This window comes from Paenibacillus sp. CFBP 13594 (genome assembly GCF_014842675.1).
Taxonomy (GTDB): domain Bacteria; phylum Bacillota; class Bacilli; order Paenibacillales; family Paenibacillaceae; genus Paenibacillus; species Paenibacillus amylolyticus_B.
This window is the reverse complement of the sequence record NZ_JACYVQ010000008.1, coordinates 135,694-154,182: the sequence shown is the minus strand read 5'-3', so window position 1 is coordinate 154,182 and position 18,489 is coordinate 135,694. Positions and strand designations below refer to the sequence as shown.

General features: G+C 44.4%; 16 protein-coding genes. 5 read left to right on the top strand and 11 right to left on the bottom strand.

What is annotated here, in order from left to right; genetic code table 11:
* The first annotated feature begins 67 nt into the window (after positions 1-67).
* Both IFU39_RS24015 and IFU39_RS24010 read left to right on the top strand, forming a co-directional pair.
* Complete coding sequence (locus tag IFU39_RS24015; RefSeq protein WP_192135286.1) at positions 68-3,151, top strand: type 2 lanthipeptide synthetase LanM; 3,084 nt, start codon at positions 68-70, stop codon at positions 3,149-3,151.
* A gap of 31 nt (positions 3,152-3,182) precedes the next feature.
* Complete coding sequence (locus IFU39_RS24010; RefSeq protein ID WP_192135284.1) at positions 3,183-5,324, top strand: peptidase domain-containing ABC transporter; 2,142 nt, start codon at positions 3,183-3,185, stop codon at positions 5,322-5,324.
* A 239-nt stretch (positions 5,325-5,563) separates the two neighbouring features.
* Here IFU39_RS24010 and IFU39_RS33450 read toward each other — a convergent pair whose 3' ends face one another.
* The 10 genes from IFU39_RS33450 to IFU39_RS23960 form a co-directional block, all read right to left on the bottom strand.
* Positions 5,564-5,884: an IS3 family transposase gene (locus IFU39_RS33450; protein ID WP_197997901.1), complete on the bottom strand. Its 321-nt coding sequence runs from the start codon at positions 5,882-5,884 to the stop codon at positions 5,564-5,566.
* Between the two features lie 183 nt (positions 5,885-6,067).
* Positions 6,068-6,301: an IS3 family transposase gene (locus IFU39_RS24000; RefSeq protein ID WP_192135282.1), complete on the bottom strand. Its 234-nt coding sequence runs from the start codon at positions 6,299-6,301 to the stop codon at positions 6,068-6,070.
* A gap of 145 nt (positions 6,302-6,446) precedes the next feature.
* The gene (locus IFU39_RS33055; RefSeq protein WP_192135279.1) at positions 6,447-6,653 is read right to left on the bottom strand and encodes a transposase; all 207 of its coding nucleotides are present in this window, start codon (positions 6,651-6,653) and stop codon (positions 6,447-6,449) included.
* A gap of 470 nt (positions 6,654-7,123) precedes the next feature.
* Positions 7,124-7,696, bottom strand: coding sequence for an undecaprenyl-diphosphatase (locus IFU39_RS23990; protein ID WP_197997910.1), 573 nt, complete (start codon positions 7,694-7,696; stop codon positions 7,124-7,126).
* Positions 7,697-8,239: 543 nt separating this feature from the next.
* The gene (locus tag IFU39_RS23985) at positions 8,240-10,135 is read right to left on the bottom strand and encodes an FtsX-like permease family protein (RefSeq protein ID WP_192135277.1); all 1,896 of its coding nucleotides are present in this window, start codon (positions 10,133-10,135) and stop codon (positions 8,240-8,242) included.
* Positions 10,110-10,880, bottom strand: a complete 771-nt coding sequence (locus IFU39_RS23980; protein ID WP_192135275.1) for an ABC transporter ATP-binding protein — start codon at positions 10,878-10,880, stop codon at positions 10,110-10,112. The genes IFU39_RS23985 and IFU39_RS23980 overlap by 26 nt, the downstream gene beginning before the upstream one ends.
* A gap of 97 nt (positions 10,881-10,977) precedes the next feature.
* The gene (locus IFU39_RS23975) at positions 10,978-11,979 is read right to left on the bottom strand and encodes a sensor histidine kinase (protein WP_192135273.1); all 1,002 of its coding nucleotides are present in this window, start codon (positions 11,977-11,979) and stop codon (positions 10,978-10,980) included.
* A complete protein-coding gene (locus IFU39_RS23970; protein ID WP_192135271.1) occupies positions 11,976-12,686 on the bottom strand; it encodes a response regulator transcription factor in 711 nt (236 codons plus the stop codon). Before IFU39_RS23970 ends, IFU39_RS23975 begins: the two co-directional genes overlap by 4 nt.
* A gap of 562 nt (positions 12,687-13,248) precedes the next feature.
* A complete protein-coding gene (locus IFU39_RS23965) occupies positions 13,249-14,106 on the bottom strand; it encodes an aldo/keto reductase (protein ID WP_192135269.1) in 858 nt (285 codons plus the stop codon).
* Between the two features lie 194 nt (positions 14,107-14,300).
* The gene (locus IFU39_RS23960; protein WP_192135267.1) at positions 14,301-15,515 is read right to left on the bottom strand and encodes an MFS transporter; all 1,215 of its coding nucleotides are present in this window, start codon (positions 15,513-15,515) and stop codon (positions 14,301-14,303) included.
* 164 nt (positions 15,516-15,679) lie between these two features.
* On the opposite strand from IFU39_RS23960, the gene IFU39_RS23955 reads away from it, so the two are divergent.
* The 3 genes from IFU39_RS23955 (at position 15,680) to IFU39_RS23945 (ending at position 17,345) form a co-directional block, all read left to right on the top strand.
* On the top strand, positions 15,680-16,075 hold the full coding sequence (locus IFU39_RS23955; RefSeq protein ID WP_017691613.1) for a winged helix-turn-helix transcriptional regulator: 396 nt from the start codon (positions 15,680-15,682) through the stop codon (positions 16,073-16,075).
* On the top strand, positions 16,072-16,749 hold the full coding sequence (locus IFU39_RS23950; RefSeq protein ID WP_192135265.1) for a TIGR00266 family protein: 678 nt from the start codon (positions 16,072-16,074) through the stop codon (positions 16,747-16,749). Before IFU39_RS23955 ends, IFU39_RS23950 begins: the two co-directional genes overlap by 4 nt.
* A 134-nt stretch (positions 16,750-16,883) precedes the next feature.
* A complete protein-coding gene (locus tag IFU39_RS23945) occupies positions 16,884-17,345 on the top strand; it encodes a MarR family winged helix-turn-helix transcriptional regulator (protein ID WP_036612197.1) in 462 nt (153 codons plus the stop codon).
* Between the two features lie 145 nt (positions 17,346-17,490).
* Here the strand turns inward: IFU39_RS23945 and IFU39_RS23940 are convergent, their stop codons facing one another.
* Positions 17,491-18,465 carry an aldo/keto reductase gene (locus IFU39_RS23940; protein ID WP_192135263.1) on the bottom strand — a complete coding sequence of 325 codons (975 nt, stop codon included), beginning with the start codon at positions 18,463-18,465 and terminating at the stop codon, positions 17,491-17,493.
* Positions 18,466-18,489: the final 24 nt, after the last annotated feature.

The window sequence follows — 18,489 nt, the reverse complement described above, 5'->3', positions numbered from 1 at the left end:
CCTCTTATCCATGTAAGTATATCAATTATCTGTTTCTTCTAAATTATCGAAAGGTTGTTAATATACAGTGATAAATACTAGTGAAAAGACAAAATATTGGGCAAAATTTTTCTATGATAAAGAGGAATATTTGGAAAAAAGTCTCAAAGAGGTGTCGAATTTAGAAGTCGATACTATTTCAAATATAAAAAAAAATGAATCATCATGGGAATTGAAATGGGAAAATTTGTTGCTAATTGACTCAATGGATGAATATATTCCAGCTACTCCGCCTGAATTTTGGGGATTTACTGAACGTTTCCTCTTACTTGCTATCAATAAATTGGAAGAAAACATCAGTGATTCAGATTCTCGTATTTTACATACAAGTAGTTCTTTTTTTAAAAGGCTACTTTCTTCTTTATTCGAAAGAATCATGGATTGCAGTTACAAAACTTTAATATTGGAATTGAATGTATTAAGTAATCAGGGACTTTTGCAAGGAGAAACTCCAGAACAGAGGTATCAGTACTTTGAAAATTTGCTACATGATAAAAAGTATTTAAGACAATTGGCCAATGAATACCCAGTGTTAATACGTTCATTGCTTCGTATAACTGAAAAATGGACAGCCCATGTTAGTGAAGTGTTAGATAGGTTCAAGGCTGACTATCCAAAAATAGTTTCACATATGCCTGAGGTCAACCAGTTCGGTAAGCTTGTCCAGTTACATATTGGGGCAGGTGATACTCATGATGGACGAAGTGTAACGATTCTAGAGTTTACCACAGGAGGCAAATTAGTATATAAACCTCGTTCATTAAGAGTTGATAAAGAATATTACAAAATTTTGTCTTGGATGCAGCATTGTGGTGTTCCTCACACAAAAATAATAAAAAATTTAGATTGTGGAAGTTATGGCTGGACAGAGTTTGTAGAGCATTCTGAGTGCAATTCCACTGAGGAAATCAGTGAATTTTACAAAAACATGGGCGTAAATTTGGCTATAATGTATATGTTTAACGCCACAGATTTCCATTATGAGAATATTATTGCGCATGGATCTAGCCCTGTTGTAATTGATCTAGAATCCTTATTTCATAGACATATAAGTACGAAGAAATTTGAACATAACGCCAGTGGCCATGCCTATGAAATTATATCTCAATCTGTGATGTCTTCTGGCATGTTACCACAGTACATTTTTAAGTCAGATACGTACTCCGGCATAGACATCAGTGGCATTTTCGGATACGGTGGAAAAAAAGTACCAAATGTACTGAATCTCACTCACAGAGGTACAGACCGAATGAGATTAGAAAAAGGGGAGGGAGAATCTAGTAAGACCTATAATCTTCCATATTATAATAATGAAGTTGTAGATAGTTATCGTTATATTGACAACATTGAACAAGGGTTTGCTCAAGCTTACAGGATTATGATGGAAAACAAGCACAGACTCAAAGAAATGATCCGAGAGTTTGATGGCGTTAGAGTTAGAGTAATCGTGCGAGATACTAGAGCGTATGGTGAATTAATGCGTACTCTATATCATCCTGACTTATTACGAGATGAATTAGATCGTAAAGTTGTTTTGCATCGATTATGGTTACAATGCTTAGCTGATCCTAAACATTTAAAATTTGTTTCCCACGAGATGCGTGATATTGAAGACGGGGATATCCCTATCTTTTACACTTCTCCGTCCGAAAGAGATGTTTGGTCATCTAATAATGAACGAATCCCTCAGTTATTTGAACAATCAGGTATAGAGGTTGTAATAAACAAAATCGATAAAATGGGCGAGAAGGACCTAAAAGAACAGTTACAGTTATTAAATATGTCTGTTTTGTCATCTAAGCCTGATCTTTATACTTATTGTTTTCCTGAAATTCAATTTATAAAATCAAACGACGTATTAGGGTCTAATTGGAAAGACGAGTATGTTCAGTTAGCTATTTCAATTGGAGAAAGTTTAGTTCAATCAGCAGTTATATCTTCAAGTCCAGCAGCTGATGATATAACATGGATTGGCTTAGTAGCCAATAGCGAGGATGAAAGGAAACTGAGACTCGTTCCTGTAGGAAATGATCTTTATAATGGGAATGGCGGAATTGCTTTATTTTTGGGTTATTTATCTGAACTAACTACAGATAACAATTATAAAGATATGGCCCGAAAAGCGTTGCAGCCGTTGATTGAAATTATGAGAAATACGTACCAATCAAATGATGTATCGTTAAACGTTGGGGTATTTGAAGTTGGTAGCATTGGTGGTGGCGTATTTACTACCTATCAATTATCACGCTTATGGAATGATGAAGATTTACTACAAACTGTTAAAGAATTTCTTCCTTATTACTGTAACCTCATAGATAAAGATACCTCATTCGATTATATCGGTGGTGCAGCTGGAGCTATTGATGTGCTTTTACATGTATATCATGGAACCGGATGGAAACAGGCGCTACAAGGTGCAGAGAAATGCGCTGAACATTTGCTTCAGAATGCTCAAACCTTGCCAGATGGTAGTATGATTTGGCTGACAACACCAAATAGTAAGCCTTATGTAGGGTATTCCCATGGCGTATCTGGAATTATTGCTTCATTATCATCGTTATATAGGGTCACTCAACATACAAAGTACATTGAATATATTGAAAAAGGATTACAGTATGAGCGTGCAAACTATAGTGATGAATTGAAAAATTGGATTACTCCTAATGATACCGCAAGGGTAACATGGTGTCATGGTGCACCGGGTATATTATTATCTCGACTACGATTGTTGGAAAATGGGTATTGGGATGCACATATTGATCAAGAGATTAATATTGCGCTTGAAACAACTCTTAAATTAGGCTTTGGGACAGAACCTGTCTATTGTCATGGTGATTTTGGACAATTGGAAATATTACTTTATGCTAATTCAGTTTTGGAGCGTAATGAGGATACTATTAATATAGTCAGAGCGTATCTGCTCAGACTTCTAAATGATCAACCATGGAATAACACAGGTGTCCATCGTGCATTTGATATTAAAGGATTAATGGGTGGTCTTTCGGGTATTGGATTTGGGCTATTAAAACAGGCATTTCCAGAAAGAGTTCCTAACATTTTAAATCTGGAAAATGATAAATTCTTCCCTTCCATCTCAAGGCTAACTGTGTGATCTTAAATCAAAGTAGAAGGGAGAGAATGTAATGGCTCGTCGGCGTGTACCCTATGTCGAGCAGATGCATCAGTCAGAGTGTGGACTTTGTTGCCTTGCAATGATATCTGCATACTATAAGAAAGAGATTTCATTATCTCGCCTACGTGAACGGGCAGACGTTGGACGAGATGGTACAACACTGTTGCAACTAAAGAAAATTGCTGTGAGCTTAGGCTATGATGTAAAAGCTTATCGCATTGAACATATTGATCAATTTCAATTACAGCAAGTTTCTTTACCAGCCATTCTGCATTGGAACCAAGGTCATTTTGTAGTTTTGGAAAAGATAGATAATAATTATGCCCGTATTGTTGACCCACGATTTGGGAGAATTAAGCTGTCATTAAAGAATTTCAGCGAGCAATTTTCTGGATTTTTAATGACAGTGGGGTTAACCGAACAAATCGACATCGAGAAAAGCCCAAATATTTGGTTAGATGTTTTAGTCCATGTAAAAACACATAAAAATCTATTTATATATGTATTTCTTATTACACTAGCTTTGCAAGTCATCGTTATAGGTATGCCGTTATTCTTGAAGCATGTTATTGACGAGGTTATGATTCCTAAAAACTCCAGTTTATCTATAACCATTTTTATATCTGTAGTCAGTTTTCTACTTGCGTACATGGTAATTACATTCGTACGTAGTCGTGTTTTGATTCGATTACACAATGCTTTGGACTATGAGATGCAGACCCACTTTTTTTCACATTTATTGAAATTACCATTTCCATTCTTCTTACTGCGCTCGTATGGGGATATGCTTTTTAGAATGAATAGCATGGTCACAATCCGAAATCAGTTGTCAGGCGCTCTGATTACAGGTATATTGGATAGCTTCATGCTATTTGTATTGTCTGGTTACATGTTGTTCATATCTCCATTGCTTGCAATGATTGTATTTTTATTTGTGAGTATAAATATTTTGTTAGTAATTTTCACTAAACAATATGTAGCCGAGATTAATCAGCAACAAGTGGCGGCTACAACAGAAGTACAAGCTGTGCAGACAGAAATGCTGTACGGTATTATGGGTGTGAAAATATCAGGGACAGAACAACAAGTTTACTCCCAATGGCTTAATAAATTCAAACATTTATTGCAAGTATACCGCCGTAAGGAAAATTTGAATAGCTACATTACAACAACTAGCAATGGATTGCAGTTTATGTCACCACTCATTGTGCTAAGTATCGGCGTTCTATTAATTACTGAGGAATACAGTTCTATGACGGTTGGTATGGTTGTCTCATTTCAAGCGATTGCGACTCTTCTTTTTACTACATCATCAAACCTTATGAATACGATAAATTCATATATTCTTACGACTACTATTTTGAAACGGATTCATGACGTGTTGGAGGCTCCATCTGAACAAAATGAAGGTAAACTGCAAGTAAAAGTACTAGGTGACATCAGACTATCACATGTTAGCTATTCCTATTCAAAGTATAGTCCGATCGTGATAAGTGACATCTCATTACACATCAAACCAGGACAGAAGATAGCTATTATTGGACAATCTGGCTCTGGAAAATCTACTTTAGCTCATTTGATAATTGGGTTATTTGCCCCGTTATCTGGTGAGGTATACTATGATGGATATGAAACTTCGGATTTGGATATGCAATACGTTCGTAAACAGATGGGGATAGTTCCGCAGGATATATCATTATTCAATCGTAGTGTTTATGATAATATTGTCATGCACCAGGATGGTGTAACTATGAATGAAGTAGTGCGGGCAGCAAAAGCAGCAAATATTCACGATGAAATTATGTCGATGCCGATGCAATATCAGACAGTTTTAGCTGAAATGGGTAGAAATATTTCAGGAGGACAACGACAAAGAATCGCCTTAGCCAAGGCAATTTTAAATAACCCATCAATACTTGTACTAGATGAAGCAACGAGTGCATTGGATCATATAACTGAGGCTCGAGTAGATGCATATTTATCAAGTATTAAATGCACACGAATTGTAATTGCCCATCGGTTATCGACGGTGATGAACAGTGACATGATTATTGTCTTGGAGAATGGAAGGGTTTGTGATGTAGGAAATCACAATCAGTTGTTACATACTTCAAGCTATTATCAATATTACTATCAAGAAATGAGTTCATAACTGTTTTTATATGGCGGGTTTTAATCAAGTAGATGTGAGGATCTCATGGACTTATTCTCCTGTGTGAATGTAGTTGTTTGTGACTTTATTCTACACGGATTAGACCATGGGCTCTTTTTATTTTTTAGATAAGATGTTGTAACGTTTATTACAATCGGAAATATAAAGGATTTTCTTGTTGAATTAAACAAAATTAAGCTGCACAAATACATTGAGGAGGGAGACATTTGAAAACGATATTAATTGTACATATAATCTTCCACGGCTTGTCGAATCTCTACTTCTGAATTACACTGATTAAGGTACAGCTTCTCTGTTTTGAGATGCGAAAAGAAGGATTCGATGGATGCGTTATCCAGGCAGGTTGCTTTGCGAGAGTGGCTGCCCTTCACGCCGAATGCTTCTAATCGTGTATTGGAAGCCCTGCTCCGAATGGAGCACGGCTTCCGAAACGTCTCTTTTTTTGTCCATTGTTCCACCGTATCTAATACGAGCTGAACATCGTTCCGCTTTGATAATTGCCAAGCTACAATCTCGTTGTTGAACAAGTCTTGAATCACAGACAGGTAAACGAATGTGTTTCCATCCGAAAAATATACGTAATATCCGTCACCATTTTTTGCTGGGGTGCTGTGGCATGAAATTTGCGCTTCAGGCGATTCGGATAAATCACAGATAGCGTGTAGCTGGACTTCTTCCTCTTCTTACGAAATTACCGATTGGATCGATAGTTCCCGCATGATTCACCATACTTTCTTGTGATTAACGTTCAGACCCGCCTCCCACAACGCCGTTGTCATGCGAGGATAACCAAACTCTCGGTTTGCAATATGAATAGCCATCATGTGTTCTTTGATGTCACGCTCACGGTCTTGTCTTGCGTCTCGCTGGGGCTGTGTTGCTCGCCATTTGTAGTAACTGGAACGGGGTATTCCTGTAATCGATAATAGGCGTGTAATGCCATGCGAGCAGCGCAATTCGTCTATGATATCGTAGTTCTCCCGTTGGCTCAGCGCTTCTCCTTTACTAGATTTAGATACCGCTTTTTTAAATAATCCACCTGTGCTTTAAGGTAGTCCCGTTCTTCTTCTACACTGCTAAAGGCAGTACGAGGACGTCCTTTCATTGGATTTGGAACATTGTTTTTTCGCTCATCGAACGCTTCCCCGTTTTTCCATTTTTTACCCACACCTTCAGTTGTGAGCAGTTTCGAATTCCTTCGCGATCAGCGACCACCTTGTAACTTGAAGAATCTTCGACATAGGATCTAACCGCATTCAATTTAAATTCTTCGGTATACGTCTGAAATGTTTGTCCTTTTTTTTTCATAAAAATATCCCCTCCAAGTGTCACTTGAACCCTCATGATAACATGAAGTTTTTTTTAAGTGTCTACTTAAAGGGGATAATACCAATAACTAGGTTTTTTTTGTACTCTATGCTGGAAGGGACAATTATTCGGCAAAATATAGGGATCAAAATTATAAATCCACTTATTACAGACTCGTTAAAAAAGAAGTAGCCAATCTAGGAACCAAGAAGTTTTAGACATGCTACCGCTTTTTATTGTGCGCTACAAACCACTAAAGATAATATCTGCTTATTTCTCCTTAGTTGGTTTGGCCTGAATAACAAGAAGAAATACCATATAATTGGCTTTGTGCTGCGTTCCTTAGTGTATGGAAATCGATGAGTTTACTGGATTTAATTACACAGTGTACGTTTTGCGCATTCTTGTTTAAGACCAGATACATAGCAATTGTTTCGACATATCGTAACAAACCTGGTACTGGCGGGAATTTACATACTACCAGACTTACGTTGGACAGGTAATACGCGCTGTTCCATTTTTTCATATAAAGCCAGAAACCGCCTGATAATCCCAAGCTTTGGTGCCAACCAATAGATGAACAAAGCTGAAATGATGCCAATCAACGCTCCCACTGCGATATCTATTGGATAATGAACTCCAACCCAGACGCGGGAGACAGCACCACAGCAAGCAAGCGCCAGCCAGAGCCACCCACCCTTTCTCCGGACAAGCCAGAAGGAGACAGAGATGGAAAAAAACAAAATCGTATGATCGCTCGGAAAAGAATTATCTATATCATGGTTTAGGAGTTTGTTGACATGTGGCAATACCGCGAACGGCTGATAATGCTCATAAAACTTGCCTGCCAATTTACCGATGATCTCTGCCAGAACAAAAGCAAGCCCTGCCTGGATAACCATCATCCGATTCCGGTTGCTGCGGGTGAACCAATAAACAAGCATTGCTAGTGCGAGTACATACAGCATATACTCCGCCACAAAGACAGCAGCGGGATTCAGAAAAGCAAACTGTTTGCCCAGATCGTTAATCGTCCGAAACATATCAATATCCCATTGAAACAAAATCCCACCTCCATCTGAATTTCCCACTTACAATGGAGAACTCCAACCAGCCTACTTCAGTGATTATCCATTTTTTTCGAAGTAGGCTATTGTTGCCACTAGTCCTAACAGCAGCAACATAAAGCAACACGTAGGAATAGAACGAAGGGTATGCAGGAACTCCACAATCAAATGCACGACTGACCATGGAAAAATCGCTTTATAGTCATAGTTTGCCGATACTATATTCCCCATCTTAAACACAACTGTAAAAATAATGGTTTACACGCAGTTAGTTTTTTTGCACATGATGTAATAAACATCGTCGGGGCCGACAATAGAAACAGCTAACTTCACCCAACATAATGCCGATTATTAGCTGTTAGATGACGCACCATGACGTAATCCCCGAAAACAGGAACATAAGCATTACGATAATACGTTTACAGGGCGTCCTCTATCAGCAATCTGCTATACTCTTTTGTCTCTTTGCGCGAACAGGTCGTACAAATAGTCCCCTTGTAACCATTCTTTAATACGAGATTATCCGGTTCCACCGGACCGAAGCTGCCGCAAATAGCCGCTGCGGATAACCAGGAAGTACACAATTTGAATGATCGCGAATGCACTCAACACGATTATCGACTCTTTGATGAGCGAAAAATTGAACATGCCCTGCAGTGCCGTCAGTGCCACTGCACCGTGAATGATCGCGATGGCAATCGGCAGGAAGAACAGGATAGCCATCTGGCGAGTGACGATCTTCGACAGCTCATGGCTGGTCAGCCCGAGCTTCATGATTGAAGCGTACTTCGCCTTGTCATCATCCAGATCCGTGTACAGTCGGAAATAGAGGAAGCTGCCGGAAGCCACAAAGAACACCACGCCAATGAACAACCCAACGAACATCACTGCGCTATAGCTCTGAAGCAACTGCTTGATGTGGAACGCCAGTGAGAAGAAGCTATCATTCTTGGAAAGACCAATCTCGCCGTCCAGCTGCTGGCCGACTGCTTCTGTTGCCTCCCAGTCACTGACCGCGAACACATAGTAGCCCTCGGACGATTGCGGCTCCGGCAGCTGCTCGTAGCGGTCATCATTCAAGACATAGTACTTGTTGTACTTCAACATGTACTCCGACATTAAGAAGGAGGCGCTCTGTGTGATCAACAGTGGTTTCCCGCTGCCTTCCACTGCCAGCTCCTGCTCGTCGAAGGATTCTCCTCGTCCGTCTGTTGAGTTGTATTGGACGATAGCCGCTTCGTTCGCCCCTAGTTTCAACTTCTGATCCCCGGCGACAGCGGCAAATGTGTTGTACATTGACTCGCTGATGATCATCACCGTTTCGTTGCTCTCGGCTCGTTTGTAAGAGCGCAGCTCGGCCTGCAGCTTCGTGAAGGGAATTCCCTCCACGAAAAGTTTATGTTCGATCACATCCACCGCCGAGGCGGCCTGTTCCGGAGAGTTCCCTGCATACGAGATATATTCAAAGGCAAACGGTTTTTCAATCGACTCAGTAAGGATCGTCTTGAACCCGACTAGGGCACCGATTGCTGAGAAAGCGACAGTCGACAGGATCGTCACAAGGAAAAAAGTGCGGGCATTGTCCTTCATCCGATAAGCAAGATCGTTGAAAAACAACAAGTTCGTTCGTCGCCAGAATATCCTCCGGTTGTGCTTCAAACCGCGGATCGTATATACGCTCAATTGAGTGAACAAAAAGTACGTCCCGACGACGACCGCCACTGTCACTGGCAGCAATGCATACACGACCATCAAGCCTTCGACGACCAGCGACACACCATATCCACAACCGATCAGTGCGAGCGACGCGAGTGACAGCCAGATCGAAGCGCGGGGCTCAGGCCGGGGCTTGGTGGATCCTTTGAGTAGGTCAATCAGCTTGTTGCCGCGAAAGAACAGCACCGTGAAAAGCGAGATGCCCAGAAAAAGCAGCATGAACGCGGAAAAGGTCAGAACGAGCGCTTGGTACGGCATGTAGAAGGGGAGCTCTTCCTCCATCCCAATCAGCGACTCCGCCGCAAGCAACAATATCTTGGATAGCACCAGCCCGGACGCGACGCCAGTCAGCGTGGCGCCGAAGCCAATCACAATATTTTCGATAAATACGAGCCTCCGGAGCTGCATATTGGTGATGCCGAACATGACCAGCAATCCGAACTCTCGGCTGCGCGACTTGATAAAAGCGCTCATCGAATAAAGGACAAAGAAGAATGAGAATAGGTAGATGAGCATCTGCGCCACTAGTAATCCGATCGTTACCGGACTGCCGATTTCTCTCGTTGCCAGCCCCGGATGAAAGGCGAAAACGCCATAGACGAAAAACACCATCACCGCAAATGCACTGCTGAGAAAATACGCTATGTACAGGCGTTTGTTACGCATGACGTTATTAAACGCGAATTGTTGAAAGGTCATGCGCATTCCCTCCAAGCAGTGACAGCACATCGATGATTTTTTGGAAGAACGCCTGCTGGCTGTCCCCGCGGTGAATCTCGTTGTACAGTTCACCGTCCTTGATGAACAGCACACGGTGACAGTAGCTGGCCGCCAGCGCGTCATGCGTGACAAGCAGCATTGTCGCCCTGTCCGCCCGGTTGATCGCCGTCAGTGTTTCCATAACGTCCCGAGATGATTTGGAGTCGAGGTTACCTGTCGGTTCATCAGCCAGTAGCAGCTTCGGCTCGTGAATGATCGCCCGGGCGATGGCCGTCCTCTGCGCCTGTCCGCCGGATACTTCGTAGGGCCATTTGTTCAGAATGGAGTCGATCCCAAGCCTGTCAGCGATTCTATGCGCCTTTTCCTCCATCGTGCGCACCTTCTCACCTTCCAGCGTCAGCGGCAGCACGATATTTTCTAAAATTGTCAGTGTGTTAAGCAGATTGTAGTCTTGAAAAATAAATCCAAGCTGTTGTCGGCGGAACCGGGCGAGCGCGTTGTGGCCCAATTGGTGTGGGTTCTGACCGTCGATGAGCACTTCACCGGAAGTCGGATTGTCGATCGTCGCGATCAACTGTAGTAGCGTCGTCTTGCCGCTGCCCGATGGCCCCATAATGCCGACAAACTCGCCCTTCTCGACGCTGAACGATATATCGCCGAGTGCCCGGTGCACGATCTGGCCGCTGTAAATCTTGCCCAGATGAGTTGTTCGCAGAAGTTCCATATCCTCGCTCCTTCATGTAGCTGGTGATTTCTTGTTCTCCACCTCAAGTATACGGTGGGCTCGCCGAGCAAACCAATCGACGAAGATTACATTTAGCTTACATCGATGTAAGCTTGACCGCAGTCAAGAAATAAACCCGCACCCGAGTGCCAACGTCAACGGTAGAATCGATCTCCAGCTCGTGGCCCAGTCGGTTGCAAACTTCTTGCGCCAGATGCAGCCCCATTCCCGTCGACTCCCTGAACTTGCGGCCGCTCTCACCAGTGTAGAACGGCCGAGTCACCCGCTTTAAGTCGGCTAGCGGAATACCGATGCCTTCGTCTGCCACCTCCAGCACCGTCTTCGCGCCTTGCCGCCAGGCGCGAATGGCGACGGTCCGGCCGCAGCCAGCAGAGTATTTGATCGCGTTCGACAGCAATTGGGTCAATACGAACCCGATCCACTTCTCGTCGGTCGGCACCGTCAGTTCATCGTCCATCTGAACTTGAGGGTATAGATTATTGACAATGAATAACCGCTTGTGTTCATTGACTGTTTTTCGCACAACACGCTTAAGTGGCACATGCGCCGCTTGGAAATCCTCCTCAAACGTCTCCAACCGGGTCGCGTGCAGTACTGTCTCTAGCCCCCACTGGATTCGGTCTGCTTCGTCGCGGATGTCGACCTGCCGCCGGTCGCTCTCGTTTTCGGTCAGCAGGTGGATAACCGAAAGTGGAGTTTTCATCTGGTGGACCCATTGGGTAATGAATGTCGAATGCTCACGGCGGCGCCGCTCCATCTCTGTGATACGAGTCATGTACAGTGCATACTGCGCCTGCAGCAGTTGGTCGACTGCCTGCGCGATGGGGGCACTGCTGCCGGAACCAGCCGCAGACTTATCCAGCTCATTTAGCGGCTCCGCAAGCCGATCGTACATCTTGCGATGGCTGATATAGCGCCAACCAGTATAAACTAGCAAGGTGACCATGCCAAGAAATATCGAATAGAGGGCGGTGTACACGTTGCGATAGCCGTCAAGCCAGTAGATCGCCACAACCAGCGTCAACTGAACAAGATGCATAACAAACAAGGGCCAATGCTCACGGATTAGCAGCTTCATTTGGGTTCACCCAATTCGTCCGTTTCCAGCACTAGCTTGTATCCGGATCCGCGCACCGTCTCGATACTGCCCGCAACCGCGATCTCCTGAAGTTTCTTGCGGGCACGCGCGATGTTCACGTTCAGTGTGTTCTCGTCCACGAACTGCTGGTCGTCCCACAGCCTATCCAGCAGTGCTTCGCGGGTAACGACCAGCGGGTAGCGTAGAAGCAGCAGTTCCAGCAGATCCGCCTCCTTGCGCGCCAATGCAACAGTCGCGTCCCGCCACTTCAGCTCCAGCCGCTCCGGATAGAGGGCGAGCCCGCCTTGCTCGACCATTTTTTCCCGCGCATCCCCCGCATATTCACCATACACCCGCCGCAACTGGCTGCGCACCTTGGCAATGACCAACTCATGGTGAAACGGCTTGGTCATATAGTCATCGGCTCCGTACTCCAGCGCCATTACCTGATCCATATCGCCTGAGCGGGCGCTGATGAAGATGATCGGACAGGTAGACACTTTGCGGATCTGCCGGCACCAGTAATACCCGTCGTAACTCGGCAGATTGACATCCAGCAGTACAAGATGGGGCTCGTAATGCTGAAACTGCGCCATTATATCTTCAAAATCGTCCGCGTACTGCGCTGTTAAGTTGTACTTTTCCAGACAAGCCTGTAAAAGCGAAGCCAAATTCGGATCGTCCTCCACAATCCATATGCGATACATTGCAACTCTCCTCCTCTGCGTAAACGTGTCCATAAGAAGCACAGCTTGTTTGCTCCACTTGCCCCTGGCGCGGCATACCCACTCGCAGCCGAGGTAGTGAATGGGGCGACTGTCTCTATATTAACATAAACATAATTGCTGATAATCGTTACAAGCCCATCGAATCTAAGGATAGGAGAACGAACATCATTCGCTATAATGGATGTAATTTACTGACGTTAACCTTTGGCGAGGCAGCTAAAATTCAGCAGATCGTAATAAATGGTGAAACGAAAACCTTCAAATGGGCAATGTAGCAAATCCCTCCTTTTATCCTCAAATATCGGTCGTTGATTTAGATGCAGATGGGGAAGATGAAGTTGTCGTTGTTCTGATCCAAGGCACAGGGAGTGGAGTACATGATTCAAAAGTGCATGTGCTTAGAACAGACTTTATAGAAATATCGGTTTTGATGTGAATCCACGTCAAAAAACCTCCAACTCTCGTACATAATAAGAGATGGAGGTTTTGCCCTACTTATTTTTGCTGTAAATCAACCCTGAATCATGTGGACAACTTCAATTTAGAAATCGAAGTTGTCCGGATCAGGTCCAACGCGTACATCTTCGTTCAGAGCATTGATCTGATCCATCTCTTCATTGGAAAGTTCAAAATCGAAGATGGAGGAGTTCTCGATAATCCGCTGTTCCTTAGTGGACTTTGGAATAGTAATGACTCCATTTTGCAGATCCCAACGCAGGATTACTTGTGCAACAGATTTGCCTTTGGCTGAAGCAATCGCCGTGAGTACTGGATTGTCCAACAGCTGACCTTGCATTAGAGGTGACCATGCTTCGAGCTGGATACCATGCTTTTCGCAGAAATCCTTGAGTTCAACCTGAGTCAGGCGAGGGTGGTACTCTACCTGATTGATCATCGGTTTCACTTTGGCATCCTGCATCAGGTCTTCGAGATGATGAATCTGGAAGTTGCTTACGCCAATAGCCTTAATGCGGCCGGCTGCGTACAGTTCCTCCATGGCTTTCCAGGCTGCTTTGTATTTTCCTGCCTTAGGCCAATGAATCAGATACAGATCCAGGTATTCCAATCCCAGTTTGTTCAGTGTGGTATCAAAAGCTGCAAGTGTCTCTTCATATCCGAGGTCTGCATTCCATACTTTAGATGTAACGAACAGTTCTTCGCGGTTCAGGTTGTTTTCTTGCAAAGCTTCTGCAATCGCTTGTCCAACACCAGCTTCATTGCCGTATATTGCAGCAGTATCGATACTGCGGTAGCCATGTTTAATTGCATTTTTCACAGCATCAATCAATTCAGATCCTTCTTCTACCTTAAATACACCAAGTCCGAACCAAGGCATAGAAACACCGTTATGCAGAGTTACTGTGGATTGTAGATGTTGTGCAGTTTGAGCTGTTGTCATGAGATTTCCTCCTTAAATTTGTGTAAAAATCAGTCATATTAAGCTGAATTTTTGTTGTTTTATCATACAAAATTAAATCATAGTAGATCAAATTGGGTTCAACGTATTATAGTATAATAAAATACCATGTGAAACCGGTTCCCCTTGAAGGCTGGAACTGATAAATATAGAGTGGACCTATGGTTGGATAGGAATTAGAACGAAGCTTTCTCCATTTCGACTGATGCATGTTGATCCTTGCTTTCCAGCATTTTAGCCCATGCGGTCAGAATTACAGCTACGAGAACCATCAAGGCTCCGACCCATGTCGTGTGAATCAAACCAATGGAGTCATTGATCACGCCACCCAAATAGGCACCTATAGCGATCCCTGCATTAAATGCGGCGATGTTAAAGGCTGAGGCTACATCCTTGGCCTGTGGTGCATATCGTTCAGCCAAGGTTACAACGTACATCTGAAGACCAGGCACATTCATGAAGGCGAGCAGACCCATACCCATAATGGTAAGTAGTGCTGCCAACTTGAATGGGACCGTAAAGTACATGATGCCCAGAATGATGGTCTGAATGATGAACATGTAGAAGAGCGCCTTGAGTGGGTTGCGATTGGCTGCTCTGCCGCCGATGATGTTGCCAACAGCGATGGCTATTCCGTACAACAACAGAATGAACGCTACTGTTTTCTCGGAATAACCGCTAATATCATGCAACAACGGGGACAGATACGTAAACACGACAAATGTTCCTCCGTACCCAACAGCAGTGATGGCAAAAGCAAGCAGCAAGCGTCCACCTGTAACAAGCTTCAGCTGATCCCGAAATGCCGTCCGTGTTCCTCGCTTCAACGTGGATGGCACGAGTATCAGGTTTCCGATCATTGCAATGATGCCAACCACAACAATTAGGATAAAGGCAGCGCGCCAGCCCCAATGTTGGCCAATGAGTGTACCGAGAGGTACACCGGTTACTGTGGCAATGGTAAGACCGGAGAACATGATGGCAATAGCACTCGCCCTACGGTTGGCAGGCACCAGATCGGCTGCAATCGTGGAGCCAATGGACATGAACACCCCGTGTGCCAGAGCGGATACTACTCGTGCAATGAGTAACATGGTGATGCCTGTCGATAGTGCAGCCATCGTGTTACCCGCAATGAATACAATCATGATGGCAAGCAATAGCGTTTTGCGTGATATGGTAGACGTCAGTGAAGTCAGAACAGGAGCTCCAAAGGTAACGCCTAATGCATATAAAGTAACGGTCAGTCCCGCTGAAGTTACGGAAATGCCCAGGTCATCTGCAATGAGGGGCAGTAGCCCAACGCTGATAAATTCTGTGGTACCGATCGCGAATGCACTAATGGCCAGTGCTAGCAGTGCCCACGTGCTACGCTTTGAATCTTGTAACATTTCTTGCTCAACTCCCCCGAATGTAGATTTACGTACCGGCAAATGCTATTATGAGTTATTCGGTATAGATTGAATAGTACGTACTTTTTAGTACCCTACGTACTTTTTAGTGCCTATACAGCATGCGACGGATGTAATCCAATTCATCAGGGAGGAAGCAAGTTATGGTTAGAAAAAAATATAACATCTCGGTTGAAGCTACCCTAGAAGTGATCGGTGGCAAGTGGAAATGCGTGATTCTCTGTCATCTGACACATGGGAAAAGACGAACCAGTGATCTCAAGCGTATTATGCCCGCAATTACACAGAAAATGTTAACACAGCAACTGAGAGAGCTTGAAAACGACGGAATCGTAAACCGAATCGTATATAATCAGGTCCCTCCCAAAGTAGAATACGAATTGAGTGATTACGGGAGAAGTCTTGAACCAATTCTCAATGCGCTCTGTAATTGGGGAGATCAACATATTGTGAAGGAATACGGAGACAAATCAGCAGTTCTGGAAGACAATGGACTCAATGATTTTAACTCTGACAATAGGGAGCTGGTGCAACCGTGAACTATGAGATTTTATATGATGGTGCTTTTGCGATGCTCAAGGTACATTTGCAGCGGGGAGAGCGGTTCAAGGCCGAGAGTGGTGCGATGGTATCCATGACGCCTACGGTTGCACTAAAGGGTTCAGCAGAAGGTGGGATGTTTGCCGGGTTCGGTCGGATGCTGAGCGGGGAGAAGTTTTTCTTTCAGGAGTTGACGGCTGCGGGCGGGTCGGCAGAGATTCTGCTCTCACCTTCCAGTATGGGCGATGTAGAAGCTGTTGAATTGGATGGTTCCTATTCACTCTATGTGCAGAAAGACGGATTTCTGGCAGGAACCGAGGGCATCCAGGTGAATACCAAAATGCAAAACCTGAAAAAAGGTCTCTTTTCGGGAGAAGGTTTCTTCATTATTGAGATCAGCGGACGTGGAACCGTATTTCTGTCTTCCTATGGTGCCATCCATGCGATTAATCTGGCAGCAGGTGAAGAAATGATCGTGGATAACGCCCATTTGGTGGCATGGCCTCATTATGTAGATTACCGGATAGAGAAAGCTTCACAGGGCTGGTTATCCAGTGTTACAAGTGGAGAAGGATTGGTATGCCGGTTCCGTGGAGAAGGAACCATTCTTATACAGAGCCGCAATCCGCAAGGATTCGGACAATGGGTGAAGCAGTTTATCCCTGCGCGCTAATCATTTTTTTGAGAAAGAACACACAGAGTTGCAACGGATATGTTTCCATCATCGTTATATGAATAATGGATTTACTTCATTGACTGACGGATACATATTCTGTTGCATAAGGTCGCACATCATGGAGGTATGAGATGACAAGCTCACGGTATAAAAACGCACAAGAAAGCCCGGGATATCTGTTATGGCAGGTTACAGCCATGTGGCAAAAGGAAGTACGCAGGGTGCTGGAGCCCCTCGAACTGACACAACCTCAATTTGTATTATTGCACGCCTGTTTGTGGCTCAATGAACACGATGAGGAAGGCAAAGGAGTTACTCAGGTTCAAATTGCTCAGTTTGCCAAGGTGGATGTTAACGTGACTTCTCAGGTTCTACGTGCGCTTGAAAAAAGGGGATTAATTACCCGCGCTCGTCATCAGACAGATACGCGTGCCAATATTATCACAACAACGGAAGAGGGAACCCGATTGGCTGTGGAGGGAATTCATCTGGTCGAGGAATCGGACAAGGCATTCTTCGAAACTTTGGATGAACGTAAGGGAGAGTATTTGGAGATTATGCAAGAGTTTCTTCGCCAAAAAACAGAGAGTTGATCCGTAATATATCTTTTTTTTAATGTATTAAACTACAGAATGTAGTGGAACTGGAAAATTTTCTGATTATTAATAATTATAGCACCTCTGTAAAATACAAATAGACCTCCTGACTTCATCTTGTCGGGAGGTCTATTTTGGTTGCTCAATCGATTCGATAGGACGCAAACGGCTCGCGGCGACGGAAAGAGTCACTGATCTGGTCTAGATCGGCCAACAGCTCATCGGGCAGTGACATGTCCAGACTAGCCAGATTATGTTCCAGCTGTTCGGTGCGTGTAGCGCCCACAATCACTGTAGATACGGCTGGACGTGCCAGTAGCCATGCGAGCGACAGAACACTCGGGGAGCACCCATATGAGGCAGCTTTAGCACTCACTTGTTCACTCAGTTCGATATTATGCTCCAGCAGGAAACGGTTGAAGGACGGATCGGTGTCTGCTCTGGAACCAGAAGGCACACTAGTCTGTCCGTTATATTTACCGGTCAGAATACCACCTGCCAGCGGGAAATACGGGATAATACCCACACCCTGATCGAGACACATTGGTACCAGTTCCAGCTCAGGTGTACGGTCTGCCAGAGAGTAGCTGGTTTGGGTGGAGATGTAGCGCACATAACCTTTCTGTTCACTGATGCCTAAAGCTTTCATCAGCTCCCAGGCTGCGTAGTTGGAGGCTCCGATGTAACGGACTTTGCCGGAAGTGACCATATCATCCAGTGTGCGCAGTGTCTCATCCAGCGGTGTATGCGGATCAAAAGTATGGATCTGGTACAGATCCACATAATCCGTTTGCAGGCGCCGCAGGCTATGTTCCAGCTCTTGTTGCAGGTGGTAGCGGGAGGAACCCCGCCCATGGGGACCGTCATGCCGGGGAAGTCCGGCTTTGGTCGCAAGCACCGCGTTTTCCCGACGACCTGTGAGAGCCTGTCCAATGATGCGTTCTGATTCCGTACCTGCGTAGATATTGGCGGTATCGATAAAGTTGATGCCCTGATCCATCGCTGCATGAATAATGCGGGTAGAAGCTGCTTCATCCGCGCGTTTACCAAACGCATTGGTGCCGAGCCCCAGTGCCGACACACGCAAACCACTATTGCCCAAACGTCGATACTCCATCCTTTATCGCTCCCTTTATGCTTG

Bases quoted from the DNA above. Each gene is read 5' to 3' on its own strand.
- IFU39_RS24010 (WP_192135284.1), top strand. From the start codon at position 3,183: ATGGCTCGTCGGCGTGTACCCTATGTCGAGCAGATGCATCAGTCAGAG.
- IFU39_RS33055 (WP_192135279.1), bottom strand. From the start codon at position 6,653: ATGAAAAAAAAAGGACAAACATTTCAGACGTATACCGAAGAATTTAAA.
- IFU39_RS23990 (WP_197997910.1), bottom strand. From the start codon at position 7,696: ATGTTTCGGACGATTAACGATCTGGGCAAACAGTTTGCTTTTCTGAAT.
- IFU39_RS23985 (WP_192135277.1), bottom strand. From the start codon at position 10,135: ATGACCTTTCAACAATTCGCGTTTAATAACGTCATGCGTAACAAACGC.
- IFU39_RS23980 (WP_192135275.1), bottom strand. From the start codon at position 10,880: ATGGAACTTCTGCGAACAACTCATCTGGGCAAGATTTACAGCGGCCAG.
- IFU39_RS23975 (WP_192135273.1), bottom strand. From the start codon at position 11,979: ATGAAGCTGCTAATCCGTGAGCATTGGCCCTTGTTTGTTATGCATCTT.
- IFU39_RS23970 (WP_192135271.1), bottom strand. From the start codon at position 12,686: ATGTATCGCATATGGATTGTGGAGGACGATCCGAATTTGGCTTCGCTT.
- IFU39_RS23965 (WP_192135269.1), bottom strand. From the start codon at position 14,106: ATGACAACAGCTCAAACTGCACAACATCTACAATCCACAGTAACTCTG.
- IFU39_RS23960 (WP_192135267.1), bottom strand. From the start codon at position 15,515: ATGTTACAAGATTCAAAGCGTAGCACGTGGGCACTGCTAGCACTGGCC.
- IFU39_RS23955 (WP_017691613.1), top strand. From the start codon at position 15,680: ATGGTTAGAAAAAAATATAACATCTCGGTTGAAGCTACCCTAGAAGTG.
- IFU39_RS23945 (WP_036612197.1), top strand. From the start codon at position 16,884: ATGACAAGCTCACGGTATAAAAACGCACAAGAAAGCCCGGGATATCTG.
- IFU39_RS23940 (WP_192135263.1), bottom strand. From the start codon at position 18,465: ATGGAGTATCGACGTTTGGGCAATAGTGGTTTGCGTGTGTCGGCACTG.